Source organism: Flexivirga meconopsidis (genome assembly GCF_026162425.1).
Lineage (GTDB): Bacteria > Actinomycetota > Actinomycetes > Actinomycetales > Dermatophilaceae > Flexivirga > Flexivirga meconopsidis.
Window position 1 is genome coordinate 362,472 of record NZ_JAOBQJ010000002.1, and the last position, 17,269, is coordinate 379,740.

The 17,269-nt window shown below is 68.9% G+C and carries 18 protein-coding genes; 3 read left to right on the top strand and 15 right to left on the bottom strand.

Going from position 1 to position 17,269, the window contains the following annotated elements:
- Positions 1 to 168 precede the first annotated feature (168 nt).
- The 9 genes from N2M23_RS07095 to ftsZ form a co-directional block, all read right to left on the bottom strand.
- Positions 169 to 1,098 (bottom strand): RluA family pseudouridine synthase, encoded by a 930-nt coding sequence (locus tag N2M23_RS07095; protein WP_265444342.1) that lies wholly within the window; start codon positions 1,096 to 1,098, stop codon positions 169 to 171.
- Positions 1,095 to 1,721, bottom strand: a complete 627-nt coding sequence (gene lspA, locus N2M23_RS07100) for a signal peptidase II (protein ID WP_265444343.1) — start codon at positions 1,719 to 1,721, stop codon at positions 1,095 to 1,097. Before lspA ends, N2M23_RS07095 begins: the two co-directional genes overlap by 4 nt.
- The gene (locus N2M23_RS07105; protein ID WP_265444345.1) at positions 1,685 to 2,605 is read right to left on the bottom strand and encodes a TraR/DksA family transcriptional regulator; all 921 of its coding nucleotides are present in this window, start codon (positions 2,603 to 2,605) and stop codon (positions 1,685 to 1,687) included. The genes lspA and N2M23_RS07105 overlap by 37 nt, the downstream gene beginning before the upstream one ends.
- A gap of 184 nt (positions 2,606 to 2,789) precedes the next feature.
- The gene (locus N2M23_RS20655; RefSeq protein WP_279671803.1) at positions 2,790 to 3,929 is read right to left on the bottom strand and encodes a DivIVA domain-containing protein; all 1,140 of its coding nucleotides are present in this window, start codon (positions 3,927 to 3,929) and stop codon (positions 2,790 to 2,792) included.
- 89 nt (positions 3,930 to 4,018) lie between these two features.
- The gene (locus N2M23_RS07115; RefSeq protein WP_265444347.1) at positions 4,019 to 4,297 is read right to left on the bottom strand and encodes a YggT family protein; all 279 of its coding nucleotides are present in this window, start codon (positions 4,295 to 4,297) and stop codon (positions 4,019 to 4,021) included.
- A 75-nt stretch (positions 4,298 to 4,372) separates the two neighbouring features.
- Positions 4,373 to 4,879, bottom strand: a complete 507-nt coding sequence (locus tag N2M23_RS07120; protein WP_265444349.1) for a cell division protein SepF — start codon at positions 4,877 to 4,879, stop codon at positions 4,373 to 4,375.
- Positions 4,880 to 4,945: 66 nt separating this feature from the next.
- Complete coding sequence (locus tag N2M23_RS07125; protein ID WP_265444351.1) at positions 4,946 to 5,659, bottom strand: YggS family pyridoxal phosphate-dependent enzyme; 714 nt, start codon at positions 5,657 to 5,659, stop codon at positions 4,946 to 4,948.
- A complete protein-coding gene (gene pgeF, locus N2M23_RS07130) occupies positions 5,652 to 6,404 on the bottom strand; it encodes a peptidoglycan editing factor PgeF (RefSeq protein WP_265444353.1) in 753 nt (250 codons plus the stop codon). Before pgeF ends, N2M23_RS07125 begins: the two co-directional genes overlap by 8 nt.
- Before the next feature lie 36 nt (positions 6,405 to 6,440).
- Positions 6,441 to 7,694 (bottom strand): cell division protein FtsZ, encoded by a 1,254-nt coding sequence (gene ftsZ / locus N2M23_RS07135; RefSeq protein ID WP_265444355.1) that lies wholly within the window; start codon positions 7,692 to 7,694, stop codon positions 6,441 to 6,443.
- A gap of 258 nt (positions 7,695 to 7,952) precedes the next feature.
- On the opposite strand from ftsZ, the gene N2M23_RS07140 reads away from it, so the two are divergent.
- Complete coding sequence (locus tag N2M23_RS07140; RefSeq protein WP_265444357.1) at positions 7,953 to 8,933, top strand: MauE/DoxX family redox-associated membrane protein; 981 nt, start codon at positions 7,953 to 7,955, stop codon at positions 8,931 to 8,933.
- Between the two features lie 70 nt (positions 8,934 to 9,003).
- Here N2M23_RS07140 and N2M23_RS07145 read toward each other — a convergent pair whose 3' ends face one another.
- Together N2M23_RS07145 and N2M23_RS07150 are read right to left on the bottom strand one after the other, a co-directional pair.
- Positions 9,004 to 9,627, bottom strand: a complete 624-nt coding sequence (locus tag N2M23_RS07145) for a hypothetical protein (protein WP_265444359.1) — start codon at positions 9,625 to 9,627, stop codon at positions 9,004 to 9,006.
- A 150-nt stretch (positions 9,628 to 9,777) separates the two neighbouring features.
- Positions 9,778 to 10,377, bottom strand: coding sequence for a helix-turn-helix transcriptional regulator (locus N2M23_RS07150; protein WP_265444361.1), 600 nt, complete (start codon positions 10,375 to 10,377; stop codon positions 9,778 to 9,780).
- A gap of 329 nt (positions 10,378 to 10,706) precedes the next feature.
- Between N2M23_RS07150 and N2M23_RS07155 the strand changes: the two genes are divergently transcribed.
- Together N2M23_RS07155 and N2M23_RS07160 are read left to right on the top strand one after the other, a co-directional pair.
- Positions 10,707 to 11,267, top strand: a complete 561-nt coding sequence (locus N2M23_RS07155) for a helix-turn-helix domain-containing protein (RefSeq protein WP_265444363.1) — start codon at positions 10,707 to 10,709, stop codon at positions 11,265 to 11,267.
- Positions 11,268 to 11,286: 19 nt separating this feature from the next.
- Positions 11,287 to 11,826, top strand: coding sequence for a peroxiredoxin family protein (locus tag N2M23_RS07160; RefSeq protein ID WP_265444365.1), 540 nt, complete (start codon positions 11,287 to 11,289; stop codon positions 11,824 to 11,826).
- Here the strand turns inward: N2M23_RS07160 and murC are convergent, their stop codons facing one another.
- The 4 genes from murC to murD are packed head-to-tail and all read right to left on the bottom strand — an operon-like array spanning position 11,827 to position 17,188.
- Positions 11,827 to 13,272, bottom strand: coding sequence for a UDP-N-acetylmuramate--L-alanine ligase (gene murC / locus N2M23_RS07165; RefSeq protein WP_265444366.1), 1,446 nt, complete (start codon positions 13,270 to 13,272; stop codon positions 11,827 to 11,829).
- Positions 13,269 to 14,369 carry an undecaprenyldiphospho-muramoylpentapeptide beta-N-acetylglucosaminyltransferase gene (gene murG, locus N2M23_RS07170; protein WP_265444368.1) on the bottom strand — a complete coding sequence of 367 codons (1,101 nt, stop codon included), beginning with the start codon at positions 14,367 to 14,369 and terminating at the stop codon, positions 13,269 to 13,271. The genes murC and murG overlap by 4 nt, the downstream gene beginning before the upstream one ends.
- 54 nt (positions 14,370 to 14,423) lie before the next feature.
- Positions 14,424 to 15,683 carry a putative lipid II flippase FtsW gene (gene ftsW, locus N2M23_RS07175; protein ID WP_265444369.1) on the bottom strand — a complete coding sequence of 420 codons (1,260 nt, stop codon included), beginning with the start codon at positions 15,681 to 15,683 and terminating at the stop codon, positions 14,424 to 14,426.
- Positions 15,680 to 17,188, bottom strand: coding sequence for a UDP-N-acetylmuramoyl-L-alanine--D-glutamate ligase (gene murD / locus N2M23_RS07180; RefSeq protein ID WP_265444371.1), 1,509 nt, complete (start codon positions 17,186 to 17,188; stop codon positions 15,680 to 15,682). Before murD ends, ftsW begins: the two co-directional genes overlap by 4 nt.
- Between the last annotated feature and the right edge of the window lie 81 nt (positions 17,189 to 17,269).

Here is a 17,269-nt window from a genome sequence, read left to right on the forward strand (position 1 = left end):
ATCTGCTAGGCCCCCCGGTAGGCGCGTCCCGAGGCTTCCCGCGCGGCCTGCGGCATACCGGACTTGTCACGTTGAAGGTGGACTTGTCACGTGCTAGAGCACGTGACAAGTCCGCTTGCAACGTGACAAGTCGCGGTTTGACGTGACGAGTTGGGTCGGGAGGGGCCCTTAGCCGCGCGCGATGTCGAGCGCGCGCTGCAGATCGGCCGGGTAGGGGCTTTCGAAGGTGACCCACTCCCCCGACCCGGGGTGCTCGAAGCCGAGCTCGACCGCGTGCAGCCACTGCCGGTCCAGGCCGAGCTTCTTGGCGAGCGTGGGGTCGGCGCCATACAGCGGGTCGCCGACGCACGGGTGATGCAGCGCGGAGAAGTGCACCCGGATCTGATGGGTGCGCCCGGTCTCCAGATGTATGTCGAGCAGGCTCATCGACCGGAACGCTTCGAGCAACTCGTAGTGCGTCACGCTCGGGCGACCCGACTCCATGACCGCGAACTTGTAGTCGTGCCCAGGGTGCCGCCCGATCGGCGCATCGATCGTGCCGACGATCGGGTCCGGAAGCCCTTGCACCAGAGCGTGATAGGTCTTGTCGACGGTGCGATCGCGGAACGCCTGCTTGAGCACGGTGTAGGCACGTTCGCTCTTGGCGACCACCATCAGCCCGCTGGTGCCGACATCCAGTCGCTGCACGATGCCCTGCCGCTCGGCGGCACCCGAGGTCGAGATGCGGTAGCCGGCCCCGGCGAGTCCGCTGACCACGTCCGGACCGTCCCAGCCGACGCTCGGATGGGCGGCGACCCCAGCGGGCTTGTCGACGACGACGATCTCGCTGTCGTCGTGCACGATGCGCAGGCCCTCGACATGCTGCGGCTTGACCTCCGGCACCCGCGGTCCGACCCGATCGGGCATCCGCACCTCGAGCCACTGCCCGCTGCTGACCCGGTCGGACTTGCCGGCTTCCTTGCCGTCCAAGGTCACCGCACCGGTCACCGCCAGGTCCGCCGCCTGAGTGCGGGAGAAGCCCAACAGCCGGGCAATCGCGGCGTCGACACGCTCGCCTTCCAGACCCTCCGGTATGCCGAGGGCCTTCACCTCGCTCACGCCGCCCCCTCCGGGTCGGCGTCCTTGCCGGAACCGTCCTTGTCGTCATTCTTGTCGTCATCGACCCGCTTGCCGTCGATGCCGATGCCCAGGAACGCGAGTAGCGCGATGAGGCAGGCCGCGGTGACCACGCAGATGTCGGCGACGTTGAAGATCGGCCAATGCGGCAGCTCCAGGAAGTCGACGACGTGCCCCTGCCCGCCTCCGGGTGGCCGGAAGAACCGGTCGGTCAGGTTGCCGAGCGCACCACCGATCAGCAGGCCGAGCGCGCATGCCCACGGTTTGCTGCGTAACCGGCGGGCGAAGTAGATGGTCACCGCGATGACCACGATCGCAATGACACTGAGCAACCAGGTCGCGTTGGTGGCGATCGAGAACGCCGCGCCAGGATTGTCCGTGAGCCGCAACTGCAGCAGGGTCCCGATGAACTCCTGCGAACGATTGGGATCGAGCGCGGACTTGGCCCAAGCCTTGGTGCCCTGGTCCGCGCCATAGCCGAGAGCGGCAACGACCACCAGGAGTGCGATCAGTCGGGCGGACGGTCTGCCACCCGACCCCGTCGCCTCGTCGTCGGGTCCCGGCTTGCTCAGCGGCGCTCCTGCTGCTGCTTGCACGTCAGACACAGGGTCGCCCGTGGGAATGCCTGCAACCGCAGCTTGCCGATGGGGTTACCGCAGTTCTCGCAGAGTCCGTAGCTGCCGTCGTCGATGCGTTCCAGGGCATGAACCGATTGTTCCAGCAGGTCACGGGAGTTCTGCGCCAGGGAGTACTCGTGTTCGCGCTCGAACGTCTTCGCACCCGCGTCGGCCTGGTCGTCCCCGGCGCCGTCGCCGCTGTCTTTGATCAGCCCGGCAATGTCGTCCTCAAAGCCGTGCAGCTCGGTGGTCAATCGCTCGACGTCACCCTGCAGCTCGGCACGCACGGCGCTGAGTTCCTTTGCTGTCCAGGGCGATTCGTCATCGCGCACCTTCAGTTTGGTGGCGTTGACCTTGGTCGGTGTGGCCTTCGCTGCAGTCGCTTTCTTCGCGACGGTTTTCTTGGCCGGGGCCTTGGCCGCCGGCGCCGCCGAGCTCTTCCTGGCTGAGCTCGTCTTGGGCGAACTCTTCTTGGCTACGGCCTTCTTCGCCGGAGCCTTCGTGCCGACCGTCTTCTTCGCGGGAGCCTTTGTGGCGGCGCTCTTCTTGGGCGGCGTCTTGGGGACGACGGTCTGCTTGGCCGGTGTCTTCTTCGCAGCGGACTTCTTGGCGGACGCCTTGACGGCAGTCTTCGCCGTGGCAGCTTTCTTGGCCGTCGTCTTCGCCGGTGTCTTGGCCGCAGCCGCCTTCTTCGCGGCCGCCTTCTTGGCGGGCGCCTTGGCCGTCGACTTCTTCGCCGGAGCCGCCTTCGTGCCGGTGCGGCTGGTCGCCTTGGACACGGCCTTGCCGGCCGCCTTGCGCAGGGCCGCCGTCACCCGCGTGCGCCGCCCTGATGCTCCCGACCCGGCGTCGGCGGACCTCTTGGTAGCCATCGTTTCCTTCCTTCTCGGTGGGCCTGAGCTGAACCGGCGAAGGCCCCCGATCATGGCCTGTGCGGGACAAGCGAGACATGAATCGTCATGCTGGCGACATCGACCCCGACTGTCCGAGAACGACGAAGCGGCGCCCACCATAACCGATGGGCGCCGCATTCGGGCCTTGTTGCCGCGCGGAAGCTCAGCCTTGCGACTTGCTGTCCCCGTCAACCGCGGTGTGGTCCAGCTGAGACAGGTGACCTTCGATGTAGCCGCGCAGCTTGGTGCGGTAGTCACCCTCGAAGGCACGCAGCTTGTCGATGTCGGTGGTGACCCGGTCGCGCTCGGTGTTGAGCTCGGTGAGGATGCGGTTCTTGCGCTCCTCCGCCTCGCGGACCATCTGCTCAGACTGCTCGGTGCCGGTCCGGACCAGGTCGTCGTGCTGAGTCTGGCCCGACTGCACCAACTCGTCATGCCGGCTCTGACCTGCGGCGATGAGCTCGTCGTGCCGGCTCTGACCGGTGCTGACCAGCTCGTCCCGCTGCGACGTCGCCTCGGAGATCAGCTGCTCGCGCTGGGTGGTCGCCTCGCCGATCAGGCGATCACGCGTGGTCTCACCCTCGCGGACGTGCTCGTCGTGCAGTCGCTGCGCGAGCGCGATGACGCCCGCGGCGCTCTCCGGCGACACCAGCTGCTGCGCTTCGGGCGAGGCCTGCAGGCGCTGACCCTCCTGGGCGGGCTGACCCTGCTGCTCGCCCGACGCAGCGAGCGCGGCCGGTGCCTGTGCAGCGTCCGAGTGCTGCCGTTGGACGTCGTCCAGCTGCTGCTGCGCGGTCTTGAGCCGCTCCTGAGCATCCCGCAGGGCGGTCTCGGCCCGCTCCTGCTCCTGCTTGGTGTTGGTGAGTTCGCTCTTGGCCTGGTCGAGTTCGGCCTTGGTGCGGGTCAGCTCGTCGCGGGCCGTCTTCAACTCACCCTGAGCCGCGGCCAGGTCCGCCTTCGCCGCCTTCGCCGCCTCGGCATTGGGCACGGCGGCAGTCTCGTCGGTGTCCTTGCCGCCGGAGACCGGAGTGAGGGCGGGGACGGCGGCGGCCGGCGACGCAGCGGCCGGGGTGTTGGCACCCGGGCTGGTCACATCGGCCTCGGCGCGGCCCGGCTGGCCCTTGCTGCGGTGGCAGTCCTCAAGCTTGCCGGTCAGGTCTTCGTTCTCGGCGTTCAGCCGGCGCAGCTCGACCACGATCTCGTCGAGGAAGTCGTCAACCTGGATCTCGTCGTAACCACTACGACCAAAACCCTTGGGTTTGGTGAACTCCTTCTTGACCACGTCTTCAGGCGTCAACGCCATCTGTCCACCTCGGTGAAAAGTCGGGTGCGGCGGCAAACAGGCAGCACTTTGGGCAGACTGCACCGCCGACAATCGGTTGAATGTCCTGCTTACCTTAGGACACTGAGCAGCAAAGAGACAGCCAGGATCAACACCAGGAAGGCCAGATCCAGGCGCACCTGCCCCAGCCGCAGAGGTGGTATGACGCGGCGCAGCGCCTTGAGCGGCGGGTCGGTGACCGTATAAATAGTCTCCGCGATCACCAGCACCGCACCGCGCGGACGCCAGTCCCGCGCGAAGACCTGCACCCAGTCCAGCACCAGCCGCCCGAGCAGCAGGATGAAGAAGACATAGAGCAGCAGTGCGACGACGCTGAGGACCGCTGACATGGTTCAAGTGTGCGGCATCCGGACGTGGGACCGACCACCGGCCCGGATGCCGCCGCTAGGAAATGGGGTAAGCGGTCAGCTCTGGTTGAACAGGCCGCGACCGGCCGGCCGGCCGGCCTCGGGGCCGCTCGTCGCAACCTCGACGCCGGACGGCGAGAGCAGGAACACCTTGCTGGTGACCCGCTCGATGGTGCCGTGCAGGCCGAAGACCAGACCGGCCGCGAAGTCGACCAGGCGCTTGGCGTCGGTGTCGTCCATGTCGGACAGGTTCATGATGACCGGCACCCCGTCGCGGAAGCTCTCGCCGATCTCCTTGGCCTCGTTGTAGGTGCGCGGGTGGATCGTGTTGATGCGGCTCATCGCGGACAGCTCCTGGTCGTACTCGGCCGACGGAGCCGGCGACTTGTGCAGGTGGGTGACGGGAGCGGGCTCACGGTGGGTGTCCTCGACCGGGTAACCGCTGTCACCGGCCGCGTCGTAGTGCTCGTCGGACCATTCACCGGCGTAGTCGTCGTCGCGGTAGCGCGGGTCGGCCTCGGCCAGACCGAGGTATTCCATTGTCGCGCGCAGCTTTCCGGCCATGTGTGCACTCCTTGCTGACCGCGAGCGGGCGGCTCTCGCGGGGGATCTTGTCGGTCGCGAGAGACGCTACCGGGCAAGTGGCCGCGAACCGAGGATTGCGCTGCCGACACGCAGGTGTGTCGCGCCTGCGGCGACGGCCTGCTCCAGGTCGCCGCTCATCCCGGCCGACATCCAGTCGGCGTCCGGATGTCCTTCCCGTATGGCGTGAGCCACGCCAGCCAGCCGCTCGAAAGCAGGCGCCGGATCCTCCCCGAGCGGTGCCACGGCCATCACGCCGCGCAGCCGCAGCGCCTCGGATTCGGCGACCTCGTCGGCGAGCGCTCGGGCGGCTTCAGGAGCGACGCCGCCCCGCCCCGCAGCCCCGGACAGGTCCACCTGCAGCAACACCTCGAGTCGTCGATCCGCGGCAGCCGCAGCACGATCCAGCGCCCGCGCGATCTTGGGCCGGTCGACCGACTGCACGACGTCGGCGTAACGCGCCACGTGCCCGGCCTTGTTGGACTGCAGCTGGCCGACGAAGTGCACGGTGAGGCGATCGCGGACCTCCGGGGGCAGCTCGTCGACCTTGGCGGATGCCTCCTGGTCGCGGTTCTCCCCCACGTCGTGCACTCCGAGCTCGGCGAGGATCGCGACGTCGCTCGCCGGGAAGAACTTGGTGACCGCGATCAGTGTGACGTCCTCGGCCGATCGACCGGCCGCGTCGCAGGCGCGGTCGATGCGCTCGCGGACGGTGGCCAGGCGCGCGGCGAGTTCGTCGCGGCGGGGACTCCCGTCATACATCGAAGGACGCGTCCTGGTCGCGCTGGACGATGACGCCGGCGAACCGGCCCGCGGAGTGGTCCCGCCGGTAGGAAAAGAGCCGATCGCTCTCCCGGGTGCATCCGGGCACCCAGGTGACCGGCACATCGCGTGCCGCGAGTTGGGCGACCACGCCTGCGGCGACGTCGATCGCAGGGGTGCCGGCCCAGCTCACCGCACGGCTGGCCGGAGTCACCGCAGCGGCGTCCTCCCGCATCTCCAGCGGCACCTCGTAGCAGCGGCCGCAGACCGAAGGCCCAACGATTGCAACGGGATTCGCGCCGCCAAGGGTCGCCATCGCGTCCAGCGCGTTGTCGACGATCCGGCCGACCATGCCGGGTCGGCCGGCGTGCACCGCGCCGACGACGCCCGCCGCGGGGTCGGCAAGCAGGATCGGGGTGCAGTCCGCGACGAGGACGGCGAGGGCGGTGCCTTGCTCGGCGGTCACGACGCCGTCAGCGTCGATCGGCCCGGCGGCGCCAGTGCGATAGGTGGCGACGCGGGTGCTGTGTGACTGCTGCATGAAGACCAGCCGGTCATCGGCGACACCTGCCGCCGCCGCGACCGCCGACCGGTTGCGCAGCACCCGGTCGGGATCGTCGCCGACCTTGCCGCCGAGGTTGAGCGAGCGCAGCGGCCCGTCGCTGAAACCGCCGACGTTGTCGGTGAAGCCGACGTCGATCGCGGCTTCGCCCGCGGTGCGGATCGTGTCCCGCCACCACCACATGTCAGCGCCTCGAATGCCGCCAGGCGGCGGCGTCGGTCACTTCAGGAAGTCGGGGACGTCGAGGTCTTCGCTGTCGTCGAAGGTCACCTCGCGCGGCGGACGGGAAGTGTTCGCCTGCTGCACGGTGCCCGGCTGGGCCGGCGCCGGCTGCTCCTCGGTCAGGCCCTGCTCCGCGTCGGCCGAAGAGACGGTCTCGTCGTCCTGCTGGGCGGACACCGGCTGCTGCGGCCGACCGGCCTGCGCGGCCTCGACCGGGGACTGCTGCTGGGCCGGCTCGCGCTTGCCCGGGACCGGTCCGCCCTGGATCTGGCCGAGGGCGCGGTCGTCATTACGCGGCTTGGGCGCGCCACCGTCGAATCCGGCGGCGATCACGGTGACCCGCACCTCGTCGCCAAGCGCGTCGTCGATGACCGCACCGAAGATGATGTTCGCCTCGGGGTGCGCAGCCTCCTGCACCAGGCGGGCGGCCTCGTTGATCTCGAACAACCCGAGGTCGCTGCCGCCCTGCACCGAGAGCAGCACACCCTGCGCGCCGTCGATGCTGGCCTCGAGCAGCGGCGAGGAGATCGCGAACTCGGCGGCCTGCACGGCGCGGTCCTCACCCCGGGCGGAGCCGATGCCCATCAGCGCCGAACCGGCACCCTGCATGACGGACTTCACGTCGGCGAAGTCGAGGTTGATCAGGCCCGGGGTGGTGATCAAGTCGGTGATGCCCTGCACACCGGACAGCAGCACCTGGTCGGCACTGTGGAAGGCGTCGAGCATCGACACGTTGCGGTCGCTGATCGACAGCAGGCGGTCGTTGGGGATGACGATGAGAGTGTCGACCTCTTCGCGCAGCGCGTTGATGCCCAGGTCGGCCTGCCCGGCACGGCGGCGGCCCTCGAAGGTGAACGGGCGAGTCACCACACCGATGGTCAGCGCGCCGAGGCTCTTGGCGATCTTGGCCACGACCGGCGCTCCGCCGGTGCCGGTGCCACCGCCCTCGCCCGCGGTGACGAAGACCATGTCGGCGCCCTTGAGCACTTCCTCGATGTCCTCGGCGTGATCCTCGGCAGCCTTCTTGCCGACCTCCGGGTCGGCACCGGCACCGAGCCCGCGGGTCAGCTCGCGGCCAACCTCAAGCTTCACGTCAGCGTCACACATCAGCAGCGCCTGGGCGTCGGTGTTGATGGCGATGAACTCCACGCCCTTGAGCCCGACCTCGATCATCCGGTTGATGGCGTTGACGCCACCGCCGCCGATGCCGACGACCTTGATGACGGCCAGGTAGTTCTGCGGAGTTGCCACGAGGAGAGGGCCTTTCCAGCGATAGAGATCAAAACGTCAGGTCGATGATGACCGTCGCGCCTGCCACTCCCTAGGCGACACACCGTGCCCGCGGCGAGTGGCTGCCCGCGACAGCAGCATCTGAGGCATGGTACGCAACCACCGGCCCACCTGCGACTATCGACCTCAACTTGATGGTGAGATTGTTTTGGACGCCGTTCCGGGCGGTGCCGGACCGCGCTTTCCGTAAGCTGAGCGCATGATGCGGGTGGGTGTTCGATGAGCGGCGCGTGGGCGGATCTGCTGGGTGCGCTGTGCAGTTGGGCCATCGGCGCCGTGCTGGTGGTGAGCGGCATCCTCAAGCTCGGCACCGCGGAGAAGTTCCAGCTGACCGTCGCGCAGTTCCAGTTGCCGCAATGGACCTGGCGAGATCGCCGGTTTGCCACTGCCTTTCCGTGGGTCGAGATCGGCCTGGGCCTCGGTGTCGTGCTGTTGCCGACTCCGTGGCAGGTGATCTTCGCGGTGGCGATCCTCGCGCTGTTCGTAGCGTTCCTGGTGCTGGTCATCCAGGTTGCCCGGCGGCCGGTGCCGGTGTCGTGCAACTGTTTCGGCGGTCTCGGCGACGACACCGTCGGCATCCGCACGATCGTGCGCAACGGCGTGCTGGTCGCCCTCGCCGTGGCCGCGGTCGCGCTGCACCGGTCGCCGGCGTCGGTCGCCGCGGACCGGCTGGCGACGTGGTGTTACGTCATACCCGCGCTCCTGGCGCTGGCGACCGGCGGCGCCCTCGTTGCCTGGCGGGCGTATGCCGACAAACGCCGGCGCGACCGGCTGGTGCGCACGCTCACCTTCCAGGATGCCGACGGCAACGAGCTGCCGATCACCGAGTTCCAGGACCCACCTACGTTCCTGGTCTTCTTCTCGCCCGGCTGCGGGGCCTGCCACGCAGTCGTGGACCACTTCCGCTGGTGGCCCAACCTGCTGAAGGACGGCTTCGATCTGCAGCCGGTCTTCATCGGCAGCCCGGCGGAGTTCGCGCCGCAGGAGAAGTTCGCGCCACTCGCCCCGCACGCCTGGTACACCGATCAGGCGACGGCCCGGTCACTGCAGGTCACCGGCACTCCGGGCGCGATTCTGATCGACGCGGCCCATCCGCTCGGACACGAACAGACCGGCGGTCACGGGCCGATCCAGGATCTGGTCCTGCGGCCGACCTGGCGAGCAGACCTTCAGCGACAGGCCGCCGCAGGCACCGAGTGAACTCAACCCGAGTCAAACGGAGGCTGCCCCGCCGCAGGTGCGGCGGGGCAGCCTCCGTTGACTGGTGGGATCAGGCCGGCGACAGCGTGCTGGTGAAGGTGACGACGCCGACGCCGCCGACGCCCGCGCCGACCGGGATCGAGCTGACGTTCCAGCAGAGGGTCTGCGGGCAGGTGATCTGGATCAGGCTGGGCAGTCCGACGAGGATGAAGTTGAAGTCCACGCAGAACTTCGCCGGGCGGATGCCGTTGCTCGGGTAGGTCCCAACGACCGGGAATCGGGACAGCGTGACGCCGGAGAAGTTGCCGGCGAACGCAAAGGCGCTGATCTGGCCGAATGTGCCGGCCCCGCTGCCGAGACCGACGTTCGAGGTGTACGACCTGCCGTCGGTCATGGTCAGGGTCGAGTTGGTGGCGATCGCGGTGTAGGCCGGCCGGAAGAGGTTGAGCGGGCAACCGGTGGAGTCGATGTTCAGGGTCGCAACCCACGGGAACAACGCCGCGGTGCCGTTGGTGTTGGTGGCGGCCGACACGACCGGCGTGGGGATGGAGCCTGCCTTGAAGCAGTTCGGGCAGGTCGGCTCGCCACTCGCGGCAGCCTGAGCGGCACCTGCGCCGAGGGCCACCACCGGCACGGACCAGGCGGCACCCTTGGCGACGGTCCGACGGGTGACGGTCTTTGTTTCGTTGGACATTTGGTTAGAAACCCTTCGCGGAGGAAGCTTGTAAGCGAATAAGGCGCCGCGCGCCAGGAGGAAAACTAGCCGGTCCAAAGCGCCGCTAATCCTCAGCTCACCACAAAGGCCTAGATTTACCGGACGACCGCCTGATCTACCAATAAAGGACTAGACGCGAGTGTCTGGCCAGCCACGGGCCTGCAAAGCACGCAAGAGTGCGCCCCGACTGCCGACCTGGCCGGCAACTTTGCCGCGTGCGTTCGCCAGATGAGCCTTGACAGTGCGATCACTGAGTCCCAATGCAGTCGCGACATCCGCGCGCGTCATATCTGCCATGTCGATCAAATACGCCTGCAAAACCCGGTCTTCGGCCTTGGTCAACCGCACTGCAGCAACCTCGTCCAACTCCGGGAAGTAGCGCTCCCGGGCAGCTACCGCCATGACGGCCCGCACCAGCTGGTCCCGTTTGGAGATCACCGACAGGTAGCCGCTGGCACCCTCCGCGGCAAGCTGCCGGACCTGCTCCGAGTGGAGATAACCGCCCCACACCAGCACGGATGCGCTCATGCTGAGTTCGGCAACCCGGCACGTCGCGCGCTGCGCGGTGATGTCGAGCACGATGACGTCGCACCCGTCGCCGGCGTCCTCGCGACGTTCCAGCTCCAGTCCCGGCACCTGCTCCAACACGTGCAGCAGCGCGCCCGCATACAGGGCCGCCGACGCGACGACCCCCACCTTTACCCGTCCCGCAGTGCCCGCCGAAAGCATGACGAGATGATGACGCACTTGCCGCCGACAGGCCGGCCGAATCGGCAGATGGGACGGCTATGCGCTGGTTTCAAACGCAATCAATCAGAAGCGTTCAGAAATCAACACAATGCTTGACACGTGGCCTGATAAGAACGTTAGGCATTCAACCATTCTTCGACCTCCGGAGACCCCTGCCAAACACCTTCGGAAACGCCGGGCACCGTCCGCCCAGCTCTTCGACGCAGTGTTAGATGAAATGCATGCAGCGGCAAGCAAGTTCGGTCGACGTGGTGCACAGCAGCCCGATCATCGGGCACGCCTTAGTGGACGCCTTACACGCTGTGGGGATGACCACTGGAATGCTGCTCTATTCCTGGACCGATTTAGTTACCCGGCTCGACGGCATCAGCCCATATGTCGTGGTCGACGCCTACCTCGACGACCACGTGCCACTCAGCCTGAAGGTGCGGGCGATCACCCAGCTGTCGTCGTGCGCGGTCGTGCTCGGCAACATCCACCAGCAGTCGGCCGCGGACCGCGCGTACGACGAGGGAGCCGCCGACTGGATCGAACCACGCGACTCGCTCGACGACGCCGTACGACGCATCGCGGCGGTGCTCAACGGGGCACGTCGGCGCGTCCGCGAGCACCCTCCCAACGCACACCTGACCGATCGCGAGATCCAGATCCTCTGCCTCTACGCCAGCCGTCGATCCATCTCGGCCCGCACACTCGGTCGCTATCTCGGCATCACCGAACAAACGGTCCACACCCACCTGAAGTCAGGACGAGCCAAGTACCGCAAGGCAAACGTGGCCGTCAGCAATCGCCACAGCCTTGCCGAGGCCCTCGTCGCGGACGGCTACCTCATCGGTCCGGAGGCTTGGCAGGCCGAGCACCGGTGGTGAGGTGGCTACGCTTACGCACGTGACGCACGAGCTGACCCTCCGCAACGTCCGCGGCGAACAGATCGCCTTGAGCGATTTCCAGGACCCGCCCACCGTCCTGGTCTTCTTCACCCCGACCTGCGATGCGTGCCGGGCAATGACCGAACGCTTCCGGGCCTGGCCTAACGCGCTGCCCGAGGGGGTCGACCTCCAACCGGTCTTCGTCGGTCAGCCCAGCGACTTCAACAGCACGATCGAGTTCGTGCCTCTGGTCGAACATGCCTGGTATGACGACGGATCCGTGTCTTCCGCGGTGTCGGCCAATCCATCACCCGCGGCGGTGCTCATCGACAAGGAGCACCCGACAGGGGATCAGCCGGCATACGGCATGCAACAGATCGAGCAGCTCGTGGTGCGCCCCGGCTTCTGGCAGGAGCCAATCGCGCAGGAGGCCGCGCAGCAGTGGAAGGCCGAGGCCGGCGCGCGCCTGATGGAGTCGGGCCGCAAGGCCGATCCGTATGGCGTGCGTACGTTCAGCACCGCGCCCAAGATCTCCTTCCGGAACCGGCCCGAACGCTGATCAGCCCTGCCCCAGCAGGTCAATCAGCCGCGGACCGAGTGCGGTCACGTCACCGGCGCCGACAGTGAGCACGAGATCGCCAGGACGCACCCGATCGAGCACCGCGTGCACCGCGTCGTCGTGGGCCGGCGCGTAAACCGTCTCAGCGCCGGTGATCCGGTCGGTGATGAGCGCACCGGTCACCCCTGGCACCGGGTCCTCCCGTGCGCCATAGACGTCCAGCACGATCGCCACGTCGGCTAACGACAGGGCCGCCGCGAGGCCATCGGCGGCATGCTGGGTGCGCGAGTAGAGATGCGGCTGGAAGACCACGATGAGACGTCCGCCGTCGCGCAGCGCAACGCCGGTGCGCACCACTGCCTCGAGCTTGCCCGGGTTGTGCGCGTAGTCGTCGACGACCCGCACTCCCCCGGCCTCGCCGCGTGGCTCGAATCTCCTTGCCGTGCCTGCGAATTCACCCAGACCATCGACCACGGCGCTCGCGTCGCAGCCGAGCCCTTCGGTCAGGGCGAGCGCGACACCGGCCGCGTTGAGCAGATTGTGTGCACCGGGCACGCGTAGCCGCAGCAGCAGTCGGTCACCCGAACGCAGGACGAGCGTCGCACGCCAGTCGAAGCCGGAGCCGGACTCCTCGACCAGCCGCAGATCCGCACTCTCGGAGCGGCCATAGGTGAGCACCCGGCCGCCGCCATCACGCACTCGGTCCGCCAACGTGGCCGACCCTTCGTCGTCGGCGCAAGCCACCAGCAGTCCGCCGGGCCGGACCGTGGCGGCGAAGTCGGTGTAGGCCGCGTGCAGCCGCTCGGACGTGCCGTAGAAGTCCAGGTGGTCGTCGCGGATGTTGGTGACGATCGCGACCCGCGGATGGTAGACGAGGAACGACCCGTCGCTCTCGTCTGCCTCGACGACGAATGAATCTCCCTGCCCCACACCGGAATTCGTGCCAATTCCGACGATCGGCGCCCCAATCGCGTATGACGGGTCGGCGCCGGCCGCGCGCAGCGCCACCGTGGCCATCGCGCTCGTCGTCGTCTTGCCGTTTGCCCCGGCCACCGCAAGCGCGCCACGACCGGCCATCAGCATGCCGAGCGCCTGGGCGCGGTGGAGCACGGTCAAACCGCGCTCCCGGAGCCGGGCCAGCTCCGGGTTGGTCTCGGCGATCGCCGAGGACACCACCACGACCGCATCGGCCGGCACCCGATCGGCCGTCTGCGTGCTCTGCCCGATCACGACCTGGGCCCCGTCCGCTCCCAGTTCGTCCAAGACGGGACTGTCCGCGCGGTCCGAACCCGAGACCGCCACGCCGCGGGCGAGCAGCAGGCGCGCGACCCCCGACATACCGGAGCCGCCGATCGCGATCAGGTGCGCGGCGCGCACGTCGGCGAGCGACGGCAGCGGTGCGTGGAAGTCGAACCGCCGGTTGACACCGTCCGGCTCGGGGCTCATCGCGCGGCGCCGGCGATCAGCTCCGCCAGGCGTTCGTCGGCGTCACCGTGGCCCTGCGCGCGGGCCGCGCTTGCCATCGACGCAAGCCGCTGCGGGTCCTTCACCAGCGGAATCACTTCGCGGGCAAGGTAATCGGGCGTGAAGTCGGCGTTGTCGACCAGCAGCGCTCCCCCGGCGGCCACCACGTCGGCGGCATTGAGTCGTTGCTCCCCGTTGCCGATCGGCAACGGGACGAACACCGCGGGCAGCCCGATCGTGGACGTCTCGGTAACCATGTTGCCGCCCGCGCGAGTGACGACCAGGTCGGCGGCGGCGTAGGCGAGGTCCATCCGGTCGGCATAGGGCAGCACGACATACGGCACATCGGCACCCCCGCCTGCGACCTGGACTTCCTTGCCCTTGCCGGTCACGTGCAGCACCTGCACACCGGCGTCGCGGAAGGCCGCCGCGGACGCCGCGACCGGCTCGTTCACGCGCACCGCGCCGCTGGACCCGCCGGTCACCAGCAGGGTGGGCAGGTCGGCACGCAGCCCGAAGGTGCGCAGCGCCTCCGGTCGCAGCGCGGCCCGGTCGAGGGTGGTGATCTCGCGGCGCAGCGGCATCCCGAGCAGCTGCGCGTGCGGCAGCTTGGTGGCCGAGAAGGCGGTCGCGACATACGGGGTGAAGCGCGAGCCGAGACGGGTGGCGAGCCCGGCGCGGGCGTTGCCGTCGTGCACCACCATCGGCAGCTTCAGCTTGCGGGCGGCGAGGAACGCCGGCGGGCTGACGTAGCCACCGAAACCGGCCACCACCTGGGCGTCGACCTCTTCGATGATGTCGGCGGTCTGCGCGATCGCGCCGCGGAAGGCGAGCGGGAAGCGGGCCGCCGCGGCGTTCGGGCGACGCGGGAAGGCGACCTTCGGGATCAGCCGCAGGTCGTAACCGCGCTCGGGCACCAGCGTCTCCTCCAGGCCGCCGTGCGAGCCGAGCACGGTGATGCGCACGTCCGGGTCACGACGCCGCAACGCGTCCGCGGTCGCGAGCAGGGGGCTGATGTGGCCGGCGGTGCCGCCACCGGCGAGCACGACGGACTGCAGGGCGGGAGATGACGAACTCATGATCCTCGGGGTGGGTGGGACGACGTGGCCGCGATCGACCCTATGCCCTGCCGGTCAGCGACGACCCGGCAACACCGCGAGCGTGCGCTTGATCGCGCTCGGCCGCGCGGCGAGGGCCTTCTTGCACTCCGGCTCGTTGCGGGCGAAGGAGATCAGCACCCCGAGCGCCAGCAGCGTTGTCACCAGCGCGGATCCACCGGAGGACACCAGCGGCAGCGGCACGCCGATGATCGGCAGCAGGCCGGTCACCGAGCCGATGTTGATCATCGCCTGCACCAGGATCCAGGCCATGATGCCGGCCGTCGCCAGCCGCACGAAGAAGTCCTTGCTGCCGACGATCAGCCGGTAGCAGGCGTAGCCGAGCGCGACATACAACGCCACGACCGCGAGGGTGCCGGGCAGCCCGAGCTCCTCGCCGATGATCGCGAAGATGAAGTCGTTGTGCGCCTCCGGCAGCCAGGACCACTTCTCCCGGCTCGCGCCGAGGCCGACGCCCCACCAGCCGCCGTCGGCCATCGCATAGAGACCGTGGACCTTCTGGTAGCAGCCGGCTGTCTGGGCGTCGATGCACGTCCCGAGCCAGCTGTCGAGACGGCTGGTGCGGTTGCTGTTGGTCGCGACGAAGGCGAGTGCGACCGCGACCGCGAAGGCGCCGGCCGTCGCGAAGAAGCGCATCCGCACCCCCGCGACGAACAGGATCGCGCCCAGGATCGCGGCGAGCACCATCGTGGTGCCGAGGTCGTGCCCGGCCAGCACCAGGCCGAGCAGCACGATCGCCATCGGCACGATGAGCGGGATCAGCACGTGCCGCCACTCGCCGAGCACCTTGCGCTTGCGGGTGAGCACCATGGCCGCGACCAGCACCAGTGCGACCTTGCCGGCCTCGGACGGCTGCATGGTGAAGCTGCCCATTCCGATCCAGTTCCGGTTGCCCTGCACGGTGCGGCCGAGCGGCGAGAACACCAGCATTTCGAGGAACACCGCACCGACGAAGGCCGGCAGCGCGAGCAGTTTCCAGATGCGCACCGGCACCCGGCTGGCGGCCGCGGCGACGACGAGACCGAGCACGGCGTACATCGCCTGGCTCTTGAACACCGTGTATGACGAGCCGCTCGATTGGTAGGAGGTGACGCTGGAGGCCGACAACACCATGACCAGGCCGAAGAGCACCAGCATCGCGGTGGAGCCGAGCAGCAGGTAGTAGGGCGCGACCGGGGATTCGAGTCGCTTCAGCAGCCCGTCGAGGCCCAGCCGATCGGCGACGGTCTCACGCAGGTTGCCGGCGGAGCTGTCGGTGCCGCTGGTCGCGCTCATCGTCCGGCGCTGGGGAGGTCGCGGACGGCCTGGGCGAAGCTGTCACCGCGCGCGCCGTAACTGTCGAACATGTCCAGCGACGCCGCGGCCGGTGCCAACAGCACCACATCGCCGGGACGGGCGAGCTCGCGGGCGGCGCGGACGGCATCAACCATGGCTCCAGTCTCGGTGTTGGCGATGTCCACGACCGGGACATCCGGCGCGTGTCGCCGGACCGCCTCGGCGAGTTGCGCGCGGTCCCTGCCGAGCAGGACGACCCCACGCAGCCGGGACGCACCGGCCCGGACCAGTTCGTCGACGTCGGCGCCCTTGAGCAGGCCGCCGGCGATCCAGACCACGTCGTCGTACGCGGTCAGGGACGCCACCGCCGCACCGGGATTGGTGGCCTTGGAGTCGTCGACGTAGCGGACGTCATCGACAGTGCCGACGGTCTGCACCCGGTGCGGCTGGGGGTGGTAGTCACGTAGTCCGTCGCGCACCGCCACCGGCGCGACGCCGTAGGACCGGGCCAGCGCGGCGGCGGCGAGAGCGTCGGCAACGTAGTGCGGCGCGGGGTCGGCGCCGTCCGGGCCGCGCAGGTCGTCCAGCTGCGCCAGCTCGGCCGCGGTCGTGCGGCGGTCGTCGATGAACGCCCGGTCGGCCAGCACCCCGTCGACCACGCCGAGCATCGACACCGACGGCACACCGAGGGTGAAGCCGATCGCGCGGCAGCCCTCCACCACCTCGGCGTCGAGCAGCAGTTGTTCGGTGGTCAGGTCCTGCGCGTTGTAGACCGCCGCGATCTGGCTGCGGTTGAAGACGCGGCCCTTCTGGTGGCGGTATTCGTCGTACGAGCCGTGCCAGTCGAGGTGGTCGGGCGCGACGTTGAGCAAGCAGGAGGCGTATGGCGAGATGCTGCGCGACCAGTGCAGTTGGAAGGTGGACAGTTCGACCGCGAGCACGGAGTAGGGCTCGGGGTGCAGGACCGCCTCGAGGATCGGCAGGCCGACGTTGCCGGCCGCCGTCGCACGCAGCCCGCCGGCTCGCAGCATCGACTCCAGCATGGTGACCGCGGTGGTCTTGCCGTTGGTGCCGGTCACCGTCAGCCACGGTGCGGCGCCCTCGCGCGGTCGCATCCGCCAGGCGAGTTCGACCTCGCCCCACACGGGGATGCCGGCGGTGGCCGCGGCGACCAGGAACGGGTTGGTCGGCGGGACGCCGGGCGAGGTGACGACCAGCCGCGTGCCGGCCGGCGGGGCGTCGGGCACGTCCGCACCGAAGAGCACGTCGGCGCCGAGTACGTCGAGGATCTTGGCGCGGTCGTCCATCACCGGGGTGCGGTCGCGGCTGATCACGGTGACGCGGGCACCGCGCTCCAGCAGGGCGTCGGCCGCGGCGAAGCCGGAGACGCCGAGACCGACGACCACGACGGTCAGCCCGGACCAGTCGGCGTCGCCGTGGGTCAGCGTGCCGCGTCCGTCGTCCGGCTCGTATGCCGGGTCGAGCGGCCAGGGTTGCTCCGTCATACGCCCGCACCCGCCATACCCGCGCAAAAGTCGACCCTCGGCATACCGACGCGCCGCGAAACCGCGCTCACACGGCGCGTT